Here is an 18,067-nt window from a genome sequence, read left to right on the forward strand (position 1 = left end):
ATCAAGGCACGACTCACGGCAGGCTGATCTTGTACTCGGCCAGCTTGGCCTGGTGCTGAGGCTCGACGTACTTCTGGTTCACCAGTTTGGCGAACGTGGCGAAGTCGCTGCGGGCATCATCGGTCAGGCCGAGTTTGTCGTAGGCCAGGCCCCGGTGGTAGAAGGCCCAGGCATAGTCCGGCTGTTTCAGCAGGCCGGCGCTGTAGGCTTCGGCAGCCTCGCGATACTGCCCCAAATCGTAGAGTGCCTGGCCCAGGTGATAGTAGGTCGGCATGTTGAAACCGGCGCCCTTGCCCGCCTCGCCCAGGTTGGCGTCGAGGTTGGACTGCACCAGTTCCAGGGCCTTTTGCGGGTTGCCCGCCTCGCGGTACAGGCGGCTCAGATCGAGCACGGCGCGGGCATCGGGCTGGGGCCCCAGCTCGATGGATTTCTCCTTGGCACTGATGGCTTCCGGATACCGCTTGAAGCTGGCGTAGGCATCGGACTTTAGCCAGTACACCAGGCTCTGCATGGGCTTGCTCAGCTGGTTCTTCTCAAGGCACAGGTCGGCCTCTTGCAGCACCACGTCAAATTTCTCGGCCTTGGAGGCCTGCCCGACCAGGCGGCAATGGGCGTAGTTGATCTGGTCCTGGCTCTGCAGGCTGGCGCAGCCGGCCATGACCAGGGAACACAGGAGCAGGCTCAACCCGCGAACAGACAATGAAGGCATGGTTTTCAATCCAGCAGATGGGCGTTGAGGTCTGGGCGGTACACCTGCAGCAGCGGCGCGGTAACCGTGCCCTGCAGGCTGCAGAAGATCGTGGTGCGGCCAGAGATCGGCGCGCTGGCAGTGCCTTTGTCGATGCTCAATACCCGCTCGACGAAACCGAATGGCGTAGCCACGCCACCGCCGGCCAGGCCTTCGGTGCGCCACTGCTGGATCGGGTCGCCGACACGGCGGATTTCCACGCGGGTCATTGCACTGCGATCCGCCCTCAGGCGCACGCTGTCCACCAGCAGCGGCTTGAGCGCTGCGGTCACGTCCTTGGGTTCGCCTTCGGCGACAAAGCCCCAGAACAGCAGGTTGCCCACCGACTTCAATGATTGGGCCTCGTTGTAGTAACCCACCAGGCGCACCCCCTTGATCACCAGCGGCTGTTCAAAGGCCTGGTAGCGACCGCCTTCCTGCAAGGGGTTGAGTACCTTGGGCGCACTGACCGGACCGTACTTGACCAGGCTCAAGGTTGCGGGCGGCGGCTGGACGGTGTTCAGGGCCTGGAAGAATTGCCCGTCGCAGCGGGAGAACTGGGTCAGCAACTGCTCGGGCGAGGTTGCCTGCTGGCCATGGGCAATGCTGGCGACGCCCAGCAGGCACAGGCCGGATAACAGGGTACGGAACATCGAAATCATCCGTGAAAAGAAAAGGGCCGGCGGACTGTAACAAGATTGATATCAGCCAACCAGTCGCCGAAAATCCCGACCTCGCCTCACCCTTCGGGACCGCCATGACCATGGAACTGCCACAAAGACTGCTCAAGATCCTCAAGAACAATCCCAGTTGGATCGGGCGTGTCTATGAGTCGTGCATCATTTCGGCGATCAAGCAGTTCGAACAAGCGAATCCACCGCTCGGCAAGCTCAATTACAGCCCCACTCAAAGACCCAGCAACTACCGAAGCAACGTGTTGTTCGATCCGGCCAGCGAGGACAATGGCGAGAATGATGTGGCGGATATCTTCCTCGGCTATCCCCAGCCAGTGCTTGATCTATACCCGAACATCCACGCCCCTGTGGCCGAGAACAAGGAGCTGTTTTGTCAGAGTTTCAGGAACGGCTGGGGGGTGGAAGTAAAAAGCAAGCAGGTACCTAGCACTGCGCAAAGGCTGTCCCTGCTCGCTCGCCGCGCAGAGCTGAAAACCCAGCTTCCCCTGGCACCCAAGAGCGCCTGGATGAAAACCTGGGACGCTCAGGAGTACCGCTGTGACCACGTCACACGGCGCTGGGCGGACATCTATGTCTATATCCTTTATCAACTGCATGACGGATACCCTGACTTCGACGGCATCAACGGGTGTGTCATTCTGGTTATCCCGACCATCATCTTGAACAGGCTACTGGCCGACCATTCCAGCCAGGCGCAAACAATCCAACTCGACAAGCTGATGAGTCTTCTGGGCCCTGACTACAACCAGTACCTGATCTTCTCGGTGCAGGCCATTGCACGCAAAGCCCTCGAGCTGGCCAACGATCACTGGAAGGAGATGATTGCCTACAAACATCAAGGCGACGTCTTGAAAAGGCAGTGGTACGAAGACACTTACCTGCCTTCTCAGGCGGCAATCAAAAAATGCAAAACCCAGGCATAAAAAAGCCCCGAACCAGTCGGGGCTTTTTCGTTGCAGCAACCTGCGCTCAGGTCGCGATCAAACGCTGATCAGAACACGTTGATCGGGTAGTCGACGAACACACGCAGCTCGTTGCCGCCCACGTTGTACTCGGAAGACTTCTGCGAAACGCGCAGTACCGAGCTGCGTACTTTCACGCTCAGGTCTTTGGCCGGGCCGCTCTGTACTACGTACTTGAACTGGTTGAAGATTTCCCGCTCGCTGCCGCCGGTGGAGGTCGAGGTGGTGATGTTGTCGCCACGTACGTAGGCCACGTTATAGGTCAGGCCCGGTACGCCGAAGGCGCCGAAGTCCAGACCGTAGCCCAGCTGCCAGCTGCGCTCGTCTTCAGCGTTGAAGTCGGACCAGTAGGAGTTGGCCAGGTAGATGGTGTTGCCGCCATCGCCCACGCGGTTCTGACCACGCTGGTAGCCACCGTAGGCATAGCCCAGGTTGCTGTCACCGGTGCTGCGCTGGTGCGCCAGGGTGAAGGAGTGCGGGCCCATGGCGTAGGTGGCTGCCAGGCTCCAGATCTTGTTGTCCTCGCCGCCTGCTTTAGCCTTCTGCGCGTAGGACTTGTCCAGCTCGGTACGGTAGCCGTTGAAGTCCAGGGTCAGGGACTGGTCAGTGGCCAGCGGGAATACGTAGTTCAGGTTGATGTATTGCTTCTTCAGCACGTCTTCGACGTCGGAAGCGTACAGCGCGCCCTTGAACTGCTCGGTGAACTGGTAGCTACCGCCCAATACGTTGATCGACTTCAGGCCACCACTGTCACGGCCTTCGGCACTTTTACGCGACTCGGCGGTGAAGTGACCTGCGTTCAGCTCCAGGCCCTTGATCTCCTTGGAGGTGATCAGGGTACCGGTGTAGCTTTCCGGCAGCAGGCGCGAGTTGTCGTAATTCAGCACCGGCAGGGCCGGCATCTGGTCACCGTAGGTCAGCACAGTGTTGGAGAAACGGAACTTGACTGCAGCACCGGCCTTGGCCAGATCATCTGCAGCGCTACCGCTGTCACCCTGCTTGAAGAAGTCGATGCCGCCGGCACCGCTGCGACCCTTGCCGCCGTCCAGGCGCAGTGCGTACAGGCCGAAGGCGTCAACGCCCACGCCCACGGTGCCTTGGGTGAAGCCCGAGGAGAAGGTGCCGATGAAACCCTGGCCCCATTCAGCCTTGTCCGGGTTGCCATCTTTGTAGTCACGATTGATGTAGGCGTTGCGCAACAGCACTTTCAGGCTGCTGTCTTCAACAAAACCCTTGGCGTCGGCCTGGCCTTCAGCCATGGCCTGTGTAGCGCTCAAAATCCCCAGTGCAACCAAGCAGATCCGCTGTTTCAACATTTTATTTTCCTTATTACGGTTTGATGACGCGCTGTGGGCCCTTGTGGTTATGGCGCTTGAGCGCTCTTCTACCGTCGAAACAAAAAAGCCCGTCCGCGGGTGATCGCGACGGGCCTTTTATTATTCTGAAATATGGCTCCTGGCCACAGGCGTTGGGGCGAATCCTATCTGCGCCCTTAACAAGGTGTCAATTTCGTGAATCGTCTTTGAATAGCTGAAAATATTCTAAGAACCGCAGGCTAGAGCATTGCCAACTGCACACTGTGGCTGTCGACGAATTGTTCGAAGTGGGTGACCTTGCCGTCTTTCAGCGTCCACAGGTGGGCCACGCGCACATCGATCGGCTTGCCCGAGGCGTTATAGATGCCCTGGTAATTGCCATAGGCGAACACCTTGTCGCCCTGGGCCACGTAATTTTCGACCTTGAAGGTGAAATCCTGCCATTCCGAACCCAGGCGCTTGAAGACATGCTCCAGCACCGCCTCGAAACCGACATAGGTGCCGGCATAGGGAAAACCCGCCGCCTCGGTCCAGCGGGCATCAGGGGCCAGGGCGGCCGCGGTGTTTCGCGCATTTTCCTGGGAGTTGGCACCTTCGTAGGTGCTTTTGATCAACGCTAGGTTATCCATGGGTGATTCCTCGCAGGTCAGGTGAGTTCAAAGTGCACAACCGTCCAGGCCACAAGCCTGGACCACGCCATCGTGAGGGCTCGAGTCCGCGCCCAGGGAGGTCTTCAGCCACTGGGCAAACGCCTCGGGTTTACCCAACCAGGGGCTGATGTCGAGCAGTTGGAAGCGCCCGTCCTGCTCCAGAGCCAGGGTCGGGAAGCCTTGGCCGCCCACTTTTGCCAGCAGCGCCCGGCTGGCCTTTATATGCTCGTCCAGATCCCGGGCTCCAGCCTGATCGAACGCTTGCGCGAACGCCTCCGGCGCAAACCCCAGCTCCTGAGCCAGTTCCAGCAGCACTTCGCGGTCGGCAATCCGCCGGCCTTCCAGGTAATGCGCAGTCTGCAAGCGCCCCAGCAGTTCCAGGCCACGGCCGGACAGGGCTTGGGCCGCCAGCACCGCAGCAATCGGCGGCGCCGAATCGAAGACTGCCGAATGATCGCGCAGCAGGCCTTCGAAATAGGCCTGGCCGAAGGGCTGCCCGGTGTATTCGGCAATCCGCCGATCATGGGGCATGACGTAATCACGCAACTGCGGCGACACCGACTGGCGATTGCGCCCAGTCATCATGCCGCCGGCGTGGGCCACCACCGGTACCACCGCCTGGGCGGCCTGCACCAGCGGCTTGGCGCCATAGCACCAGCCGCAAAGAGGATCGTAGATGTAGTGAAGAGTGGCCGAGGACATACAGGGCTCCAGCAGGATCTTGAAATTCGATGAGGCCAAGACTAGGCCGCGGATGCCACGGGAAAAACCTCAATATGACTTTTAGTCTGTTTCTGTAACCGGTCGAATCGGGGGGATTGGGCACTATATGCGGGCAGACACCACCCCGAAACAATTCGCAACAACGCCTCGAGAAAACTCATACCGAATAATTAACATAAGCAAACTGCAACCATTATCACTCGCCCCCCTAGAGCTCCCTCCTCTCGGATGCACTTCAGATGCCTGCACATTTCCGCCTCACATCCCTATATCTGGGTCTTTGTACCCTGCTGACCGCAGGTTTTGCCCGCGCCACCAGTACCACCCTGCCGACGACTTCCATCAGTGCCGAAGCCGAGCCCAACCCTGGGTAACACCAGGGCGCTTCCCGCCAGTAACCGACAGGCAAAAAAAAGCGCCGCCCTCCCGGCAGCGCCTTTTGACAATCCGCTGTCTTTCTATCCTTTCACCACATCCCACAGCGCTTGCAGTTCCGCCTCACTGAGCAATCCAGCGGGGTAGCGTTCAATGATGATCCGGCGCGGATCAGGTTCCCTGATCTGACGCGTTCCATTGGACTTCAACCATTGCACCAGAGCCTGCAACGACTCGTTATTCATTGCCAAGGGATGGGACGCCCGCTCGCTGACCATATTCATTCCAGCGCTCTCTCCTGGTTCCTGAGCGGCTTAACTTATCCAAGGTTTATGACAGAACAACAGAGTTCCACCCGTCTCAGAATGACCATTGGGCGGATACAAGAGCTGTGCCAATGTGTCCGGCACGCCGACAGGCGGCCCATGAAAAAGCCCGCAACCCATCTGGGCTGCGGGCTTGCTGGAAAGCCTCAGGCACGGGCCGGAGCCAATGCCGTCAGACCATCGACAAACGCTGTTACAACGGCACTCAAACCCGCTGTGGCGCCGGCTGCTGTTGGGTAAGGCAGTGAATGTTGCCGCCCCCCAGTAACAGTTCGCGCCCCGGCACCATCACCACTTCATGTTCGGGGAACAGGTTCTGCAGGATGGCCTTGGCCTGGGCGTCCATCGGGTCGTCGAAGCTTGGCGCGATGATCCCGCCGTTGACGATCAGGAAGTTCACATAGGAGCCCGCCAGACGGACCGAAGGATTGCGCTCCTGGGTGCCGTCCACCGCATCGACGCCGGCACATTCTTCCTCGGTGGCATACAACGGCCCGGGAATCGGCATCTTGTGCACCTTGAAGGAGCGCCCCTTGGCATCGCGGCTGTTTTCCAGCACCTGCATGGCCGCCTGGCAACGGGGATAGTTCGGGTCCTGAGGGTCGTCGGTCCAGGCCAGCAGCACTTCGCCCGGACGCACGTAGCAACAGAAGTTATCCACATGGCCATCGGTTTCGTCGTTGTACAGGCCGTCCGGCAACCAGACGATCTGCTCCACCGCCAGGTGCTCGCGCAGCACCGCCTCGATCTCTTCGCGGGACAGGTGCGGGTTGCGGTTGTGATTGAGCAGGCATTCCTCGGTGGTGATCAGGGTGCCTTCGCCATCGACGTGAATCGAGCCGCCTTCGAGCACGAAACCCTCGGTGCGATACTCCTGGCAACGTTCGATCTCCAGCACCTTGCTGGCCACCTGTTCATCGCGGTTCCACGGCGAATACAGGCCGCCCTCGAAGCCGCCCCAGGAGTTGAACCCCCAGTGCACGCCGCGCACTTCGCCGCTGTCATTGATGACGAAGGTCGGGCCGGTGTCGCGTACCCAGGCGTCGTCGCTGGACATCTCCACCACACGGATGTTGGGGACGTCGAGGCGCGCCCGGGCGTTTTCGTACTGGGCCGCCGAGACCGCCACGGTCACCGGTTCGAAACGCGCGATGGCCTTGGCCACCGCCGCATGGGCGGCCTGGGCCGGCTTGCCGCCCAGGCGCCAGTTGTCCGGACGCTCGGGCCAGATCATCCAGGTCTGGGTCTGGGTCGCCCATTCGGCCGGCATATGGAAACCGTCGGCGCGCGGCGTGCTGTGCAAAGTGCTCATAGTGTTCAGGACTCCAGGGAACCGTCGAGGGTTTTCAGCGCGCCATAGAGGTTCGGACGACGGTCACGGAAACTGCCCCAGGCGCTGCGGATGTGCTCGAGCTCGTCGAGGTCGAAGCTGTGCACAAGGATACCTTCTTCGGTTTGGTTGAGCTCTTGAACCTTCTCGCCGAACTGGTTGGCGATGAAGGACGAACCGTAGAAGGTGATGTCGTAGCCGTCCTGCTCTTCGTTGCCGATGCGGTTGCTGGCAATCAGCGGCATCAGGTTGGCCCCAGCGTGGCCTTGCTGCACGCGCTGCCAGTGATCGCGCGAGGAAATGCTCTTGTCGTGAGGCTCGCTGCCGATGGCGGTGGGGTAGAAGAGGATCTGCGCCCCTTGCAGCGCCATGCTGCGGGCGCATTCGGGGAACCACTGGTCCCAGCAGATGCCCACGCCGATCTTCGCGTAGCGGGTGTTCCACACCTTGAAGCCGGTATCCCCCGGGTTGAAGTAGTACTTCTCGTGGTAGCCAGGGCCATCCGGGATGTGGCTTTTCCGATAAATCCCGAGGTTGCTGCCATCGGCATCGATGATCGCGATGCTGTTGAAACGCGCCCGCCCGGCCAGCTCGTAGAAGCTGATGGGCAGCACCACTTGCAGCTCCCTGGCGACTTTCTGGAAATGCGCGATGGCCACGTTGGCCTCGACGGTGGTGGCCAGCTGCAGGTAGTCCGGGTTGGGCTTCTGGCAGAAGTACGGGGCTTCGAACAACTCCTGGATCAGGATGATCTGCGCGCCCTTGGCGGCAGCTTCACGCACCAGCCGTTCAGCGGTTTCGAGGTTGGCCTCAAGGTCCCAGGAACAAGCCATCTGGGTAGCGGCGACGGTAACGATACGGCTCATGGATCAACTCCTGGGCGAATACGAGGCGGTGGATGACAGCCATGGAAAAGACTCGGGCAGGAAAAGTTCGCGCCCGACTACGGTCACTTTATATCCGATAAATATCGACTTTAAAAGCTAGAAAAATATGAAACCAGAAAAATACGTAACAAAAACCCGATAACAATCGGGATTTGGATCAGCCCGCCTATCGTCTGCCGATGGGCGGGCCTGCAACGCTCGCCTCTAGAGCTCTTCGCCCAGTACCTTGGACAGCATGTCGACGAAGAAATCCACACTCTGCCGGGTGGTGACCATCGGCGGCTTGATCTTGAGAATGTTCAGGTGATCGCCGGTGGGCTGCATGAACACGCCCAGCTCCCGCAGGCGCTCGCAGAGCAAGGTGGTTTCCTCGGTGGCTGGCTCCAGGGTCTGGTGATTGCGGATCAGTTCCAACCCCAGGTAGAAACCCGAGCCATGCACCGCCCCCACCAGCGGATGCACATCCTTCAAGGCTTCCAGCCGCTGCCTGAAGTGCTCGCCGACCACCCGGGCGTTCTCCCAGAGACCTTCCTCCTGCATCACATCCAGCACGGCGATGCCGATGCGGCAACTGACCGGGCTGCCGCCGGATGAAGAAAAGAAATAACCCTCGGCTTCCAGCGCCTCGGCAATCTCGCGCCGGGTGATCACCGCCCCCAGGGGTTGGCCGTTGCCCATGCCCTTGGCCATGGTGATGATGTCCGGCACCACGCCCTGTTCTTCAAAGCCCCAGAAGAACCGACCCATGCGCCCGTAGCCCACCTGGATCTCATCGGCGATGCACACCCCGCCCCGGGCACGGACCCGCTCATACACCTCGCTCAGGTAGCCAGGCGGCAACGAAATGCCCCCGGCGTTGCCATACACCGGCTCACAGATGAACCCGGCCAGCTGGCGCTTCTGTGCGTCCAGCTGGTCCAGTTGCTGATCCACGCTGCGCAGGTACTGCGGGGTGCTGTCCTGGCCACGGAATTCGCCGCGATAGGTGTTGGGCGCCGTCACCGGGTGCACCCAGTCCGGGCGGCTGGTGAGGGCCTGGGGGTTGTCAGCGATCGAGGTCGATACCGCGTCCGCCGCCACCGACCAGCCGTGGTAGGCCTCCAGCACGCTGAGCATGTCGCGCCCGCCGCTGTAGGCCCAGGCCAGGCGGATCGCCAGGTCATTGGCCTCGGTGCCGCTGTTGACCAGGAACACCCGGTCCATGGAGTCGGGCGCCAGGGCCAGCAGACGCTCGGAGAACTCGGCAATCGCGGCATAGTGAAAGCGTGAATTGGTGTTGAGCAGCGACCATTGTCGCGCCGCTTCGCTGGCCATCCGTGGATGACCGTGACCAAGCACCGCGACGTTGTTGAGCATGTCCAGGTAGGAGCGCCCCTGCATGTCGATCAGGTGGTTGCGCCAGCCCCGCTCGATGCGCGGCGGATCGACGTAGTAATGCTTTTGCGAGCGAGCAAAACTGGCATCGCGGCGGACCAGCAGGCGCTGCGGGTCCAGTTCCGGCTCGGCGTCACAGGCCAGGCCCAGCAGCGCCGCCGGAGAGGGGCACAGCGCCTGCCAGGCCGGGGCCCGGGAGGGCGTGCAGAACAGTGGCGGATGCAACTCGGCGGCGCGACACAGCTGCACTTTGAGCCGCCCCTCGCTGCCCACTGCCCCGAGCACCTGGCCCTTGACCAGGGCAGCTCCCGAATGCAGCGAAGGCTCGACGCCCCACAGGTGCACGCTCAGGGTCGGGCCATCCAGGCGCCACAGCCCCTCTTCGGCGCGATGCAGGACACCGGCGAATGGCGCCTCCACCGCCGTGCCCCCTGGAACCTGCAACTGCACATGCAATGGGCAGGTCTGCGGTTCCAGTGCACAGTCATGGCGGGTGCGCGACAGGCGGTACTGCCCATAGCGGCTGGCCGCCAGGCCATGGGCGGCGCCCGCTTCCGCCAGCAGGCGGTCGTCGACTCCTGGCTGCTCCCAGTTGCCGGCCTCGAAATGCGGGCTGAGCACTCCTAGGTCGATCAGGGCGAACTCGCGGCCCACCAGGCTCGGCAGCAGCGGGGCGAAGCCTTCGCTGCCGATGGCCGGCAACGTCTGGCCGACAGCCGTGAGGATCGCCGCTTCCATCAGCTCGAACGACACCGAACTGGCGACCTCGAAGATTTCCCATTCGTGGGCCAGGTTGGCGCGTGAATACGCATTGCCGGGATCGATGCTGACCTGCTGCTCGCCACTGAGCACCAGCACCGCGGCCCGGGCCACGATCAGCGGCCAGAGTGCCAGCAACTCAGCCCGTTGCAGCGGGTTGACCTGGTGATAGGCCTGGATCGCCGGCAGGATGCGCAGCGGATCGCCCTCGGCGTGATGCAGCAGCGCTGCACAGGTCACCGACAAATCGGTGATGCGCCAGGTGCGGATCAGGTCACCGAAGTCGATCACCCCCTGCAACTGCCAATGCCGCGCCGCATCCCGCTGCCAGACCACGTTGTCGTCGGTGATGTCCATGTGGATCGCCTGCACCGGCAACTGCTCCAGCAGTGGCTGCAGGCGGCGCTCGGCGCGCTGCGCGGCTTCGCGAATGCAAGCCTGCTGCTGCGGCTCGGTGATGATCGGTAACAGGTGGCCGATCAGCGCCTGGGCGTGTCGGGCATCCCACTGCAGGGTGCGCTCGAGGCCCGGATGCTGAAAATCCGCCAGGGCCAGGTCCATCTGGCCACAGAGCCGCCCGAGCCCCGCTACCAGTTCACGGCCCAGGTGCGGCAGATGGGTCAGGGAGCGGCCGTCTATATAGTCGAGCAATCGCACATGCAGTGCTTGCCCGGCAATCTCCAGGGACAGCAGCTCGGCGCCGTCTTTTGCTGCAATGACCCGAGGCACCCGCAGCCCGGGGAGCTGTTGCAGATGCTTGAGGCCGGCGTGCTGCGCCTGCAGTTCCAGGGCGGCGTAGTCGCCGCGGCAGATTTTCAGGACAAAGCGGCCTTGCGGGCTGTCGACGCGGTAGTTGAGGTCCTGCTGGCTGCCCAGGGTCTGCAAGGTGCCGTGCAGGCCGTAATGGGTTTGCAGCAGTTCCAGCGCTTGCTGTGCAGTCACTCGCGGGCTGGGCAGGCTGGCGCGGTGGATCAAAGTGGCGAGCAACATACAACGTCCCCTGGAATTATTGTCAGCCGCTTATATCGCCACTGCCCAAGGCGTTGCGCAACCCCCAAAAACGCTGAACGCACGATGCCCCTGACGGTCGCATGCCTGGTTTTGATCGGATTTCGCCCGCCCGGAATGCAATCGGTGGGCTGCGCCTATTGCGCCACAGGCGTTGTGTCGACAAGCTATGCTGCATTTCCGCAGCACATGATCTTTTAAGGATACAGGCCACTTCACATGCGCATTCTCATCACCGGCGGAGCCGGTTTTATCGGTTCGGCCCTGATCCGCCACCTGATTCAGCACACGGAACACGAAGTGCTGAATCTGGACAAATTGACCTACGCCGGCAACCTGGAGTCGCTTGAGAGCATCGCCAGCAACAGCCGCTACGAATTCGTCAAGGCGGATATCGTCGACCAGGCCACCGTCAGCGCTGTGCTATCACGCTTCCAGCCCCACGCGATCATGCACCTGGCGGCCGAATCCCATGTCGACCGCTCCATCGACGGTCCCTCGGATTTCATCCAGACCAATATCGTCGGGACCTACAGCATGCTGGAAGCGACACGCGCCTACTGGCAGCAGTTGCCCGAAGCGGAAAGAACCGCCTTCCGTTTCCACCATATTTCCACCGATGAGGTCTACGGCGACCTGCATGGCGTCGATGACCTGTTCACCGAAACCACGCCCTACGCCCCCAGCTCGCCCTACTCCGCCAGCAAGGCCGCGTCCGACCACCTGGTCCGCGCCTGGCAGCGTACCTATGGCCTGCCGGTGCTGATCACCAACTGCTCCAACAACTACGGCCCGTTCCACTTCCCCGAGAAGCTGATTCCACTGGTGATCCTCAATGCCCTGGCAGGCAAGCCACTGCCGGTCTATGGCAATGGCCTGCAAGTGCGTGACTGGCTGTATGTCGAAGATCACGCCCGGGCTCTGTTCAAGGTAGTGACCGAAGGCGTGGTGGGCGAGACCTACAACATCGGCGGCCACAACGAACAGAAGAACATCGACGTGGTGCGTGGCATCTGCAGCCTGCTGGAAGAGCTGGCCCCGGAAAAACCCCAGGGCCTGGCCCACTACGCCGACCTGATCACCTTCGTTCAGGACCGTCCCGGCCACGATCTGCGCTACGCCATCGACGCCAGCAAGATCGAGCGCGAACTGGGCTGGGTCCCGGAAGAAACCTTCAACAGTGGCCTGCGCAAGACCGTGCAGTGGTACCTGGACAACCTCGAGTGGTGCCGCCGGGTACAGGACGGCAGTTATCAGGGCGAACGCCTGGGCTCCACCGACATCAAGGATCTGATTGCATGATCAAGGGCATTGTTCTGGCCGGCGGGTCCGGTACCCGCCTGCACCCCATCACCCTCGGCGTTTCCAAGCAGCTATTGCCGATCTACGACAAACCAATGATCTACTACCCGATCTCGGTGCTGATGCTGGCCGGCATCCAGGACATCCTGATCATTTCCACCCCCCATGACCTGCCGCAATACCGCAACCTGCTGGGTGACGGCAGCCAGTTCGGCGTGCGTTTCAGCTATGCCGAGCAGCCGTCGCCGGATGGACTGGCCCAGGCCTTCCTGATCGGCGAGGCGTTCATCGGCAATGATCCGGTGTGCCTGATCCTCGGCGACAACATCTTCCACGGCCAGTACTTCGGCGAACAACTGCGCAATGCGGCCCAGCGTCCTAGCGGCGCCACCGTATTCGGCTATTGGGTCAAGGACCCGGAGCGTTTCGGGGTCATCGACTTCGACAGCGAGGGCCGCGCCCTGTCCATCGAAGAGAAACCCGAGCAGCCGAAATCCAGCTACGCCGTCACCGGCCTGTATTTCTACGACAACGACGTGGTGCAGATCGCCAAGGCGGTCAAGCCTTCGCCCCGTGGCGAACTGGAGATCACCGACGTCAACAACGCCTACCTCAAGCGTGGCGACCTGCATGTGGAGCGTTTCGGTCGGGGCTTCGCCTGGCTCGACACCGGCACCCACGACAGCCTGCTGGAGGCCTCCCAATACGTGCAGACCATCGAGCACCGCCAGGGCCTGAAGGTCGCCTGCCTGGAAGAGATCGCCTACGAGAACCGCTGGATCAGCCGTGAGCACCTGCTGGAGCGCGCCGCCTATTTCGGCAAGACCGGCTACGGCCAGTACCTGTTCACCTTGGCCGGGGAAAATCAATGAATGTCATTCAGACTGAACTCCCGGGCGTGCTCATTATCGAGCCCAAGGTGTTTGGCGACGAGCGCGGTTTTTTCTACGAAAGCTTCAATGCCAAGGCATTTGCCGAAGCCACGGGCCTCGATACTCAATTCGTCCAAGACAACCACTCACGCTCGCAGCAGGGCGTGCTGCGCGGGCTGCACTACCAGTTGCAGAACACCCAGGGAAAACTGGTGCGCGTGACCCAGGGCGAAGTACTCGACGTGGCCGTGGACATCCGTCGCAGCTCGCCGCACTTCGGCCAGTGGGTGGCGGTGCGCCTGTCGGCCCAGAATCATCGCCAGCTCTGGGTTCCCGAAGGCTTCGCCCATGGTTTCGTGGTGCTCAGCGACTTCGCCGAGTTCCTCTACAAGACCACCGACTACTACACTCCCTCTGCCGAGCGCTGTATCCGTTGGGACGATCCGACACTCGCCATCGACTGGGAGCTCAGCGCCCCCCCGCAACTGTCCGCCAAGGATCAGGCAGGAACCCTGCTGACTGAGGCCGACCTGTTCCCATGAGCACTCCCCTGAAAATCCTGATCAGCGGCCAGCACGGCCAGGTGTCCCGCGAGCTGCAACAGCGCCTCGGCGATTTGGGCCAACTGGTGGTCCTGGGCCGTGACCAACTGGACCTGACTCACCCGGAGCAGATTCGCCAGCAGGTCCGGGCGATCCGTCCCGACCTGATCATCAACGCCGCCGCCCACACCGCCGTCGACCAGGCCCAGAGCGAAGCGGACCTGGCCTTCGCGATCAACGCCACCGCCCCCGGAATCTTCGCCCAGGAGGCCCAGGCACTGGGCGTCCCGCTGATTCACTACTCCACCGACTACGTGTTCGATGGCAGCAAGGACGCGCCCTACGTGGAAGACGACGAGCCCAATCCGCTGAGTGTCTATGGCGAGAGCAAGCTGGCCGGCGAGAGGGCGATCAATCTGGTCCAGGGCCAGCACCTGATCCTGCGCACCAGCTGGGTCTATTCCAGCCACGGCAAGAACTTCCTGCTGACCATGCAACGCCTGCTGCAGGAAAAACCGGAGCTGCGCATCGTCGCCGACCAGATCGGTGCTCCGACCTGGGCCGGTACCATCGCCAACAGCACCCGCGCCCTGATCGAACGCTGGCAGGCCGGCAACCCCGGAGCCTGGGGCACCTACCACCTCACCGCCCATGGCGAGACGTCCTGGTTCGGCTTCGCCCAGGCCATCGGCGAGCAGCTGCTGGCCATGGGCAAACCCTGCGCGGTACTGGAAGCCATCCCCTCCAGCGCCTACCCGACACCGGCACCCCGGCCACTGAACTCGCGGCTGGACTGCAGTCGGCTGGCGCAGCAGTGGGGAGTGATCCAACCGGACTGGCACACCGCATTGCGCGAGTGTCTTGCCGAGCAGGGCTAGGCATAATGCGCCTGTATCCACAGGCGCCCTTCCCATGACTGCACCCCTTCCCCGTCGTCCCCGCTGGCGCAGCCTGGCGCTACTGGCCCTGTGCCTGGCGCCGTTGCTGTGGCCACTGGAGCACCTGGCCGAACGCTATTACCGCAACGAACTGGCCAGCCAGAATCGCCAGACCCTCGACCTCTACGTGGCCAACCTGCTGGGCACCCTGCACCGCTACGAAGTGCTGCCGCAGATTCTCGGCGACCTGCCGGCACTGCGCTCGGTACTGGGCGCACCGGACGATAGCGTGACCCAAGGCAATGCCAATCGCCTGCTGAAAAACATCAGTGCCCAGACCGGGGCCGAGGTCATGTACCTGATGGACACCCGGGGCAACACCCTGGCAGCGTCCAACTGGGACAAGCACGACAGTTTCGTCGGGCGCAATTTCGCCTTTCGTCCCTACTTCAGCGAAGCCATGGCCGGACGCCTCGGGCGCTTCTTCGGCCTGGGCACCACCTCGGCCAAGCGGGGCTATTTCTTCGCCGCGGCCGTGCGCGATGGCGAGCGAGTCCTTGGCGTGCTGGTGGTCAAGGTCGATCTGGATCACACCGAGAGCCTGTGGGGCAAGACCCCGGAACAGTTGCTGATGACCGACCACAACGGCGTGGTGATCCTCACCTCGCGCCCGGAATGGCGCTTTCGCTCGACCCGGCCGTTGAGCGCCGAGGAGAGCCAGGCCATCGTCGCCATCCAGCCCTACCCGACCCGCGCCCCACGGCCATTGAATCTCAACCCCGCTGCCTGGCTGACCCAGACCCAGCAGATCGAGGAAACCGGCTGGAGCGTCAGCATCCTCGCCCCGCGCACCCTGATCGATCGTCCGGTGCGCACCGTGGTCGCGGTGGGCGCCGCTGCGCTGCTGGTACTGATGCTGCTGCTGGGCCTGATGATGCAGCGCCGTCGCCACTACCTGGAGCGGATCGCCTTCGAAGCCAAGGCCCGACGGGAGCTGGAGATGCGTGTGGCCGAGCGCACCAGCGACCTGGAGAGCCTCAATCGACGCCTGAAACAAGAAGTGCTGGAGCGTGAGACCGCCCAGCAGGAACTGGTCCGCGCCCAGGACAATCTGGTCCAGGCCGGCAAGCTCTCGGCCCTGGGCACCATGTCCGCGAGTATCAGCCACGAGCTCAACCAGCCCCTGGCAGCGATCCGCAGCTACGCGGAGAACGCCGAAGTGCTGCTGGACCACCAGCGCACCGATGAAGCCCGGGGCAACCTCAAGCTGATCAGCGAGCTGACCGGGCGCATGGCCTCGATCATCACCCACCTGCGGGCCTTCGCCCGGCGCGACCACCACGCCCCGGAAAGCGTCGCCCTGCAGCCAGCCCTGGACGATGCCCTGGCCCTGCTGGCCAAGCGCCGCCGGGCCATGGAGGTGGAACTGATCCGCGACCTGCCGGCCGCCACGCTGTGGGTCGAAGCCGGGGAAACCCGCCTGCGCCAGGTACTCGGCAACCTGCTGGCCAATGCCCTGGACGCCCTGACCGAAAAGGGCCCGCCGCGCAAACTCTGGCTGAGTGCCGAATCCACCGCCGCGGGCGTCAACCTGTGCATCCGTGACAATGGCCCGGGCTTTTGCCTGGAGGCCCTGGGGCGCGCCGGCGAGCCGTTCTATACCACCAAGACGCGCACCCAGGGACTGGGACTGGGCCTGGCGATCTGCGACACCCTGATGCGTGCCTTTGGCGGCGAACTGTCGTTCGCCAATCACCCCGAGGGCGGCGCCCTGATCACCCTGCGCCTGCGCGCCGGGGCACCGGGGGTAAACCTGCAACCCTCCGAGGATCGCGGGGTATGAAGCACCCCGACAGGCTTTGCCATAAGCTATCCACCTCACCGCCCGGCCTGGCGTTGCCGGCCATGACACGACCTGGAAAGTGACCGATGACCCGCCCCGACTCCCTCGATCCCCAGCTGCAGGTGGTACTGATCGATGACGATCCCCATCTGCGCCAGGCCTTGAGCCAGACCCTGGACCTGGCCGGACTCAAGGTGCTGTCCCTGGCCGAGGCCCAGGGCCTGGCCCCGCGCCTGGAGCGGGACTGGCCCGGGGTCGTGGTCAGCGATATCCGCATGCCCGGCATGGACGGCCTGGAGCTGCTCAACCAACTGCATGCCCAGGATCCGGAACTGCCGGTGCTGCTGATCACCGGGCACGGCGATGTGCCCCTGGCGGTGCAGGCGATGCGCGCCGGCGCCTATGACTTTCTGGAAAAACCCTTCGCCAGCGATGCCCTGCTGGACAGCGTGCGCCGGGCCCTGGACTGGCGCCGCCTGGTGCTCGACAACCGCAGCCTGCGCCTGGCCCTCAGCGACCGTCAGGAGCTGAGTGCGCGGTTGGTGGGCCAGTCGGCGCCGATGCTGCGCCTGCGCCAGCAGATCGGCGCCCTGGCGGCGACCCGGGCAGACGTGCTGATCCTTGGCGAGACCGGAGCCGGCAAGGAGGTGGTGGCCCGCGCCCTGCATGACCTGTCGGGGCGGCGCAACGGTCCGTTCGTGGCGATCAATGCCGGCGCCCTGGCGGAGTCGGTGGTGGAAAGCGAACTGTTCGGCCACGAGCCGGGGGCCTTCACCGGCGCGCAGAAACGCCGCATCGGCAAGTTCGAATTCGCCAATGGCGGCACTCTGTTTCTCGATGAAATCGAAAGCATGAGCCTGGATGTCCAGGTCAAGCTGCTGCGCCTGCTTCAGGAGCGGGTGGTGGAGCGCCTGGGGGGCAACCAGCTGATCCCCCTGGATATCCGCATCATCGCCGCGACCAAGGAAGACCTGCGCCAGGCCGCGGACCAGGGACGCTTTCGCGCCGACCTCTACTACCGCCTGAATGTCGCCCCGCTGCGCATTCCGTCCCTGCGTGAACGGGGTGAAGACGCACTGATGCTGTTCCAGCATTTCGCCGACGAAGCCAGTGCCCGCCACGGCCTGCCGCCCCAGGAGCTGCAGCCCGGGCATCGTGCCCTGCTGCTGCGCCACGACTGGCCGGGCAACGTGCGCGAACTGCAGAACGCCGCCGAGCGTTTCGCCCTGGGCCTGGAGCTGGCCCTGGACCACAACGACCTGCCGCACGGCGCCGCTGTCGCTCCCAAGGTGATCGCAGGTGGCCTGAGCGAGCAGGTGGAACACTTCGAGAAGAGCCTGATCGCCGCCGAACTGGCCCAGCCCCACAGCTCGATGCGCAGCCTTGCCGAAGCCCTGGGCATTCCCCGCAAGACCCTGCACGACAAACTGCGCAAGCATGGCTTGAACTTCGCCGACGGTGGCGCCAGCCAGCCCGGCGACGAATCCGAATGAGCCCC

General features: G+C 63.0%; 16 protein-coding genes. 7 read left to right on the plus strand and 9 right to left on the minus strand.

Annotated features, from left to right (window positions below):
* Window positions 1–13: 13 nt before the first annotated feature.
* Entirely contained in the window at window positions 14–709 is a 696-nt protein-coding gene (locus U873_RS0111680; protein WP_025128436.1) for a tetratricopeptide repeat protein, read from the minus strand.
* A 5-nt stretch (window positions 710–714) separates the two neighbouring features.
* The gene (locus tag U873_RS0111685) at window positions 715–1,380 is read right to left on the minus strand and encodes a hypothetical protein (protein ID WP_256244330.1); all 666 of its coding nucleotides are present in this window, start codon (window positions 1,378–1,380) and stop codon (window positions 715–717) included.
* A 104-nt stretch (window positions 1,381–1,484) separates the two neighbouring features.
* On the opposite strand from U873_RS0111685, the gene U873_RS0111690 reads away from it, so the two are divergent.
* The gene (locus tag U873_RS0111690; RefSeq protein ID WP_157838076.1) at window positions 1,485–2,345 is read left to right on the plus strand and encodes a hypothetical protein; all 861 of its coding nucleotides are present in this window, start codon (window positions 1,485–1,487) and stop codon (window positions 2,343–2,345) included.
* Between the two features lie 68 nt (window positions 2,346–2,413).
* On the opposite strand, the gene U873_RS0111695 is transcribed toward U873_RS0111690, so the two are convergent.
* From U873_RS0111695 to U873_RS0111725, 7 genes are all read right to left on the minus strand, one after another.
* The gene (locus U873_RS0111695; RefSeq protein WP_025128439.1) at window positions 2,414–3,700 is read right to left on the minus strand and encodes an OprD family porin; all 1,287 of its coding nucleotides are present in this window, start codon (window positions 3,698–3,700) and stop codon (window positions 2,414–2,416) included.
* 239 nt (window positions 3,701–3,939) lie between these two features.
* Window positions 3,940–4,329, minus strand: coding sequence for a nuclear transport factor 2 family protein (locus tag U873_RS0111700; protein WP_025128440.1), 390 nt, complete (start codon window positions 4,327–4,329; stop codon window positions 3,940–3,942).
* A 27-nt stretch (window positions 4,330–4,356) separates the two neighbouring features.
* Entirely contained in the window at window positions 4,357–5,052 is a 696-nt protein-coding gene (locus tag U873_RS0111705; RefSeq protein ID WP_025128441.1) for a DsbA family protein, read from the minus strand.
* 479 nt (window positions 5,053–5,531) lie between these two features.
* Complete coding sequence (locus U873_RS0111710) at window positions 5,532–5,732, minus strand: hypothetical protein (protein WP_025128442.1); 201 nt, start codon at window positions 5,730–5,732, stop codon at window positions 5,532–5,534.
* A gap of 247 nt (window positions 5,733–5,979) precedes the next feature.
* A complete protein-coding gene (gene aguA, locus U873_RS0111715) occupies window positions 5,980–7,086 on the minus strand; it encodes an agmatine deiminase (protein ID WP_025128443.1) in 1,107 nt (368 codons plus the stop codon).
* A 5-nt stretch (window positions 7,087–7,091) separates the two neighbouring features.
* Window positions 7,092–7,970: an N-carbamoylputrescine amidase gene (aguB, locus tag U873_RS0111720; RefSeq protein ID WP_025128444.1), complete on the minus strand. Its 879-nt coding sequence runs from the start codon at window positions 7,968–7,970 to the stop codon at window positions 7,092–7,094.
* Window positions 7,971–8,195: 225 nt separating this feature from the next.
* The gene (locus tag U873_RS0111725; protein ID WP_025128445.1) at window positions 8,196–11,114 is read right to left on the minus strand and encodes an aminotransferase; all 2,919 of its coding nucleotides are present in this window, start codon (window positions 11,112–11,114) and stop codon (window positions 8,196–8,198) included.
* Between the two features lie 237 nt (window positions 11,115–11,351).
* Here U873_RS0111725 and rfbB point away from each other — a divergent pair, with 237 nt between their 5' ends.
* From rfbB to U873_RS0111755, 6 genes are all read left to right on the plus strand, one after another.
* Complete coding sequence (gene rfbB, locus U873_RS0111730; RefSeq protein WP_025128446.1) at window positions 11,352–12,434, plus strand: dTDP-glucose 4,6-dehydratase; 1,083 nt, start codon at window positions 11,352–11,354, stop codon at window positions 12,432–12,434.
* A complete protein-coding gene (gene rfbA, locus U873_RS0111735) occupies window positions 12,431–13,306 on the plus strand; it encodes a glucose-1-phosphate thymidylyltransferase RfbA (RefSeq protein ID WP_025128447.1) in 876 nt (291 codons plus the stop codon). Before rfbB ends, rfbA begins: the two co-directional genes overlap by 4 nt.
* Window positions 13,303–13,848, plus strand: coding sequence for a dTDP-4-dehydrorhamnose 3,5-epimerase (gene rfbC / locus U873_RS0111740; RefSeq protein WP_025128448.1), 546 nt, complete (start codon window positions 13,303–13,305; stop codon window positions 13,846–13,848). The genes rfbA and rfbC overlap by 4 nt, the downstream gene beginning before the upstream one ends.
* Window positions 13,845–14,726 (plus strand): dTDP-4-dehydrorhamnose reductase, encoded by an 882-nt coding sequence (rfbD, locus tag U873_RS0111745; RefSeq protein WP_025128449.1) that lies wholly within the window; start codon window positions 13,845–13,847, stop codon window positions 14,724–14,726. The genes rfbC and rfbD overlap by 4 nt, the downstream gene beginning before the upstream one ends.
* 34 nt (window positions 14,727–14,760) lie before the next feature.
* Entirely contained in the window at window positions 14,761–16,569 is a 1,809-nt protein-coding gene (locus U873_RS0111750; RefSeq protein ID WP_025128450.1) for an ATP-binding protein, read from the plus strand.
* Between the two features lie 86 nt (window positions 16,570–16,655).
* Window positions 16,656–18,062, plus strand: coding sequence for a sigma-54 dependent transcriptional regulator (locus tag U873_RS0111755; RefSeq protein WP_025128451.1), 1,407 nt, complete (start codon window positions 16,656–16,658; stop codon window positions 18,060–18,062).
* Window positions 18,063–18,067 lie beyond the last annotated feature (5 nt).

The organism is Pseudomonas sp. PH1b (assembly GCF_000633395.1).
Classification (GTDB): Bacteria; Pseudomonadota; Gammaproteobacteria; order Pseudomonadales; family Pseudomonadaceae; genus Aquipseudomonas.

Bases quoted from the DNA above. Each gene is read 5' to 3' on its own strand.
- U873_RS0111690 (WP_157838076.1), top strand. From the start codon at position 1,485: ATGACCATGGAACTGCCACAAAGACTGCTCAAGATCCTCAAGAACAAT.
- rfbD (WP_025128449.1), top strand. From the start codon at position 13,845: ATGAGCACTCCCCTGAAAATCCTGATCAGCGGCCAGCACGGCCAGGTG.
- U873_RS0111695 (WP_025128439.1), bottom strand. From the start codon at position 3,700: ATGTTGAAACAGCGGATCTGCTTGGTTGCACTGGGGATTTTGAGCGCT.
- U873_RS0111705 (WP_025128441.1), bottom strand. From the start codon at position 5,052: ATGTCCTCGGCCACTCTTCACTACATCTACGATCCTCTTTGCGGCTGG.
- U873_RS0111750 (WP_025128450.1), top strand. From the start codon at position 14,761: ATGACTGCACCCCTTCCCCGTCGTCCCCGCTGGCGCAGCCTGGCGCTA.
- U873_RS0111680 (WP_025128436.1), bottom strand. From the start codon at position 709: ATGCCTTCATTGTCTGTTCGCGGGTTGAGCCTGCTCCTGTGTTCCCTG.
- U873_RS0111685 (WP_256244330.1), bottom strand. From the start codon at position 1,380: ATGTTCCGTACCCTGTTATCCGGCCTGTGCCTGCTGGGCGTCGCCAGC.
- U873_RS0111755 (WP_025128451.1), top strand. From the start codon at position 16,656: ATGACCCGCCCCGACTCCCTCGATCCCCAGCTGCAGGTGGTACTGATC.
- U873_RS0111725 (WP_025128445.1), bottom strand. From the start codon at position 11,114: ATGTTGCTCGCCACTTTGATCCACCGCGCCAGCCTGCCCAGCCCGCGA.
- aguA (WP_025128443.1), bottom strand. From the start codon at position 7,086: ATGAGCACTTTGCACAGCACGCCGCGCGCCGACGGTTTCCATATGCCG.
- U873_RS0111700 (WP_025128440.1), bottom strand. From the start codon at position 4,329: ATGGATAACCTAGCGTTGATCAAAAGCACCTACGAAGGTGCCAACTCC.
- rfbB (WP_025128446.1), top strand. From the start codon at position 11,352: ATGCGCATTCTCATCACCGGCGGAGCCGGTTTTATCGGTTCGGCCCTG.
- aguB (WP_025128444.1), bottom strand. From the start codon at position 7,970: ATGAGCCGTATCGTTACCGTCGCCGCTACCCAGATGGCTTGTTCCTGG.
- rfbC (WP_025128448.1), top strand. From the start codon at position 13,303: ATGAATGTCATTCAGACTGAACTCCCGGGCGTGCTCATTATCGAGCCC.
- U873_RS0111710 (WP_025128442.1), bottom strand. From the start codon at position 5,732: ATGAATATGGTCAGCGAGCGGGCGTCCCATCCCTTGGCAATGAATAAC.
- rfbA (WP_025128447.1), top strand. From the start codon at position 12,431: ATGATCAAGGGCATTGTTCTGGCCGGCGGGTCCGGTACCCGCCTGCAC.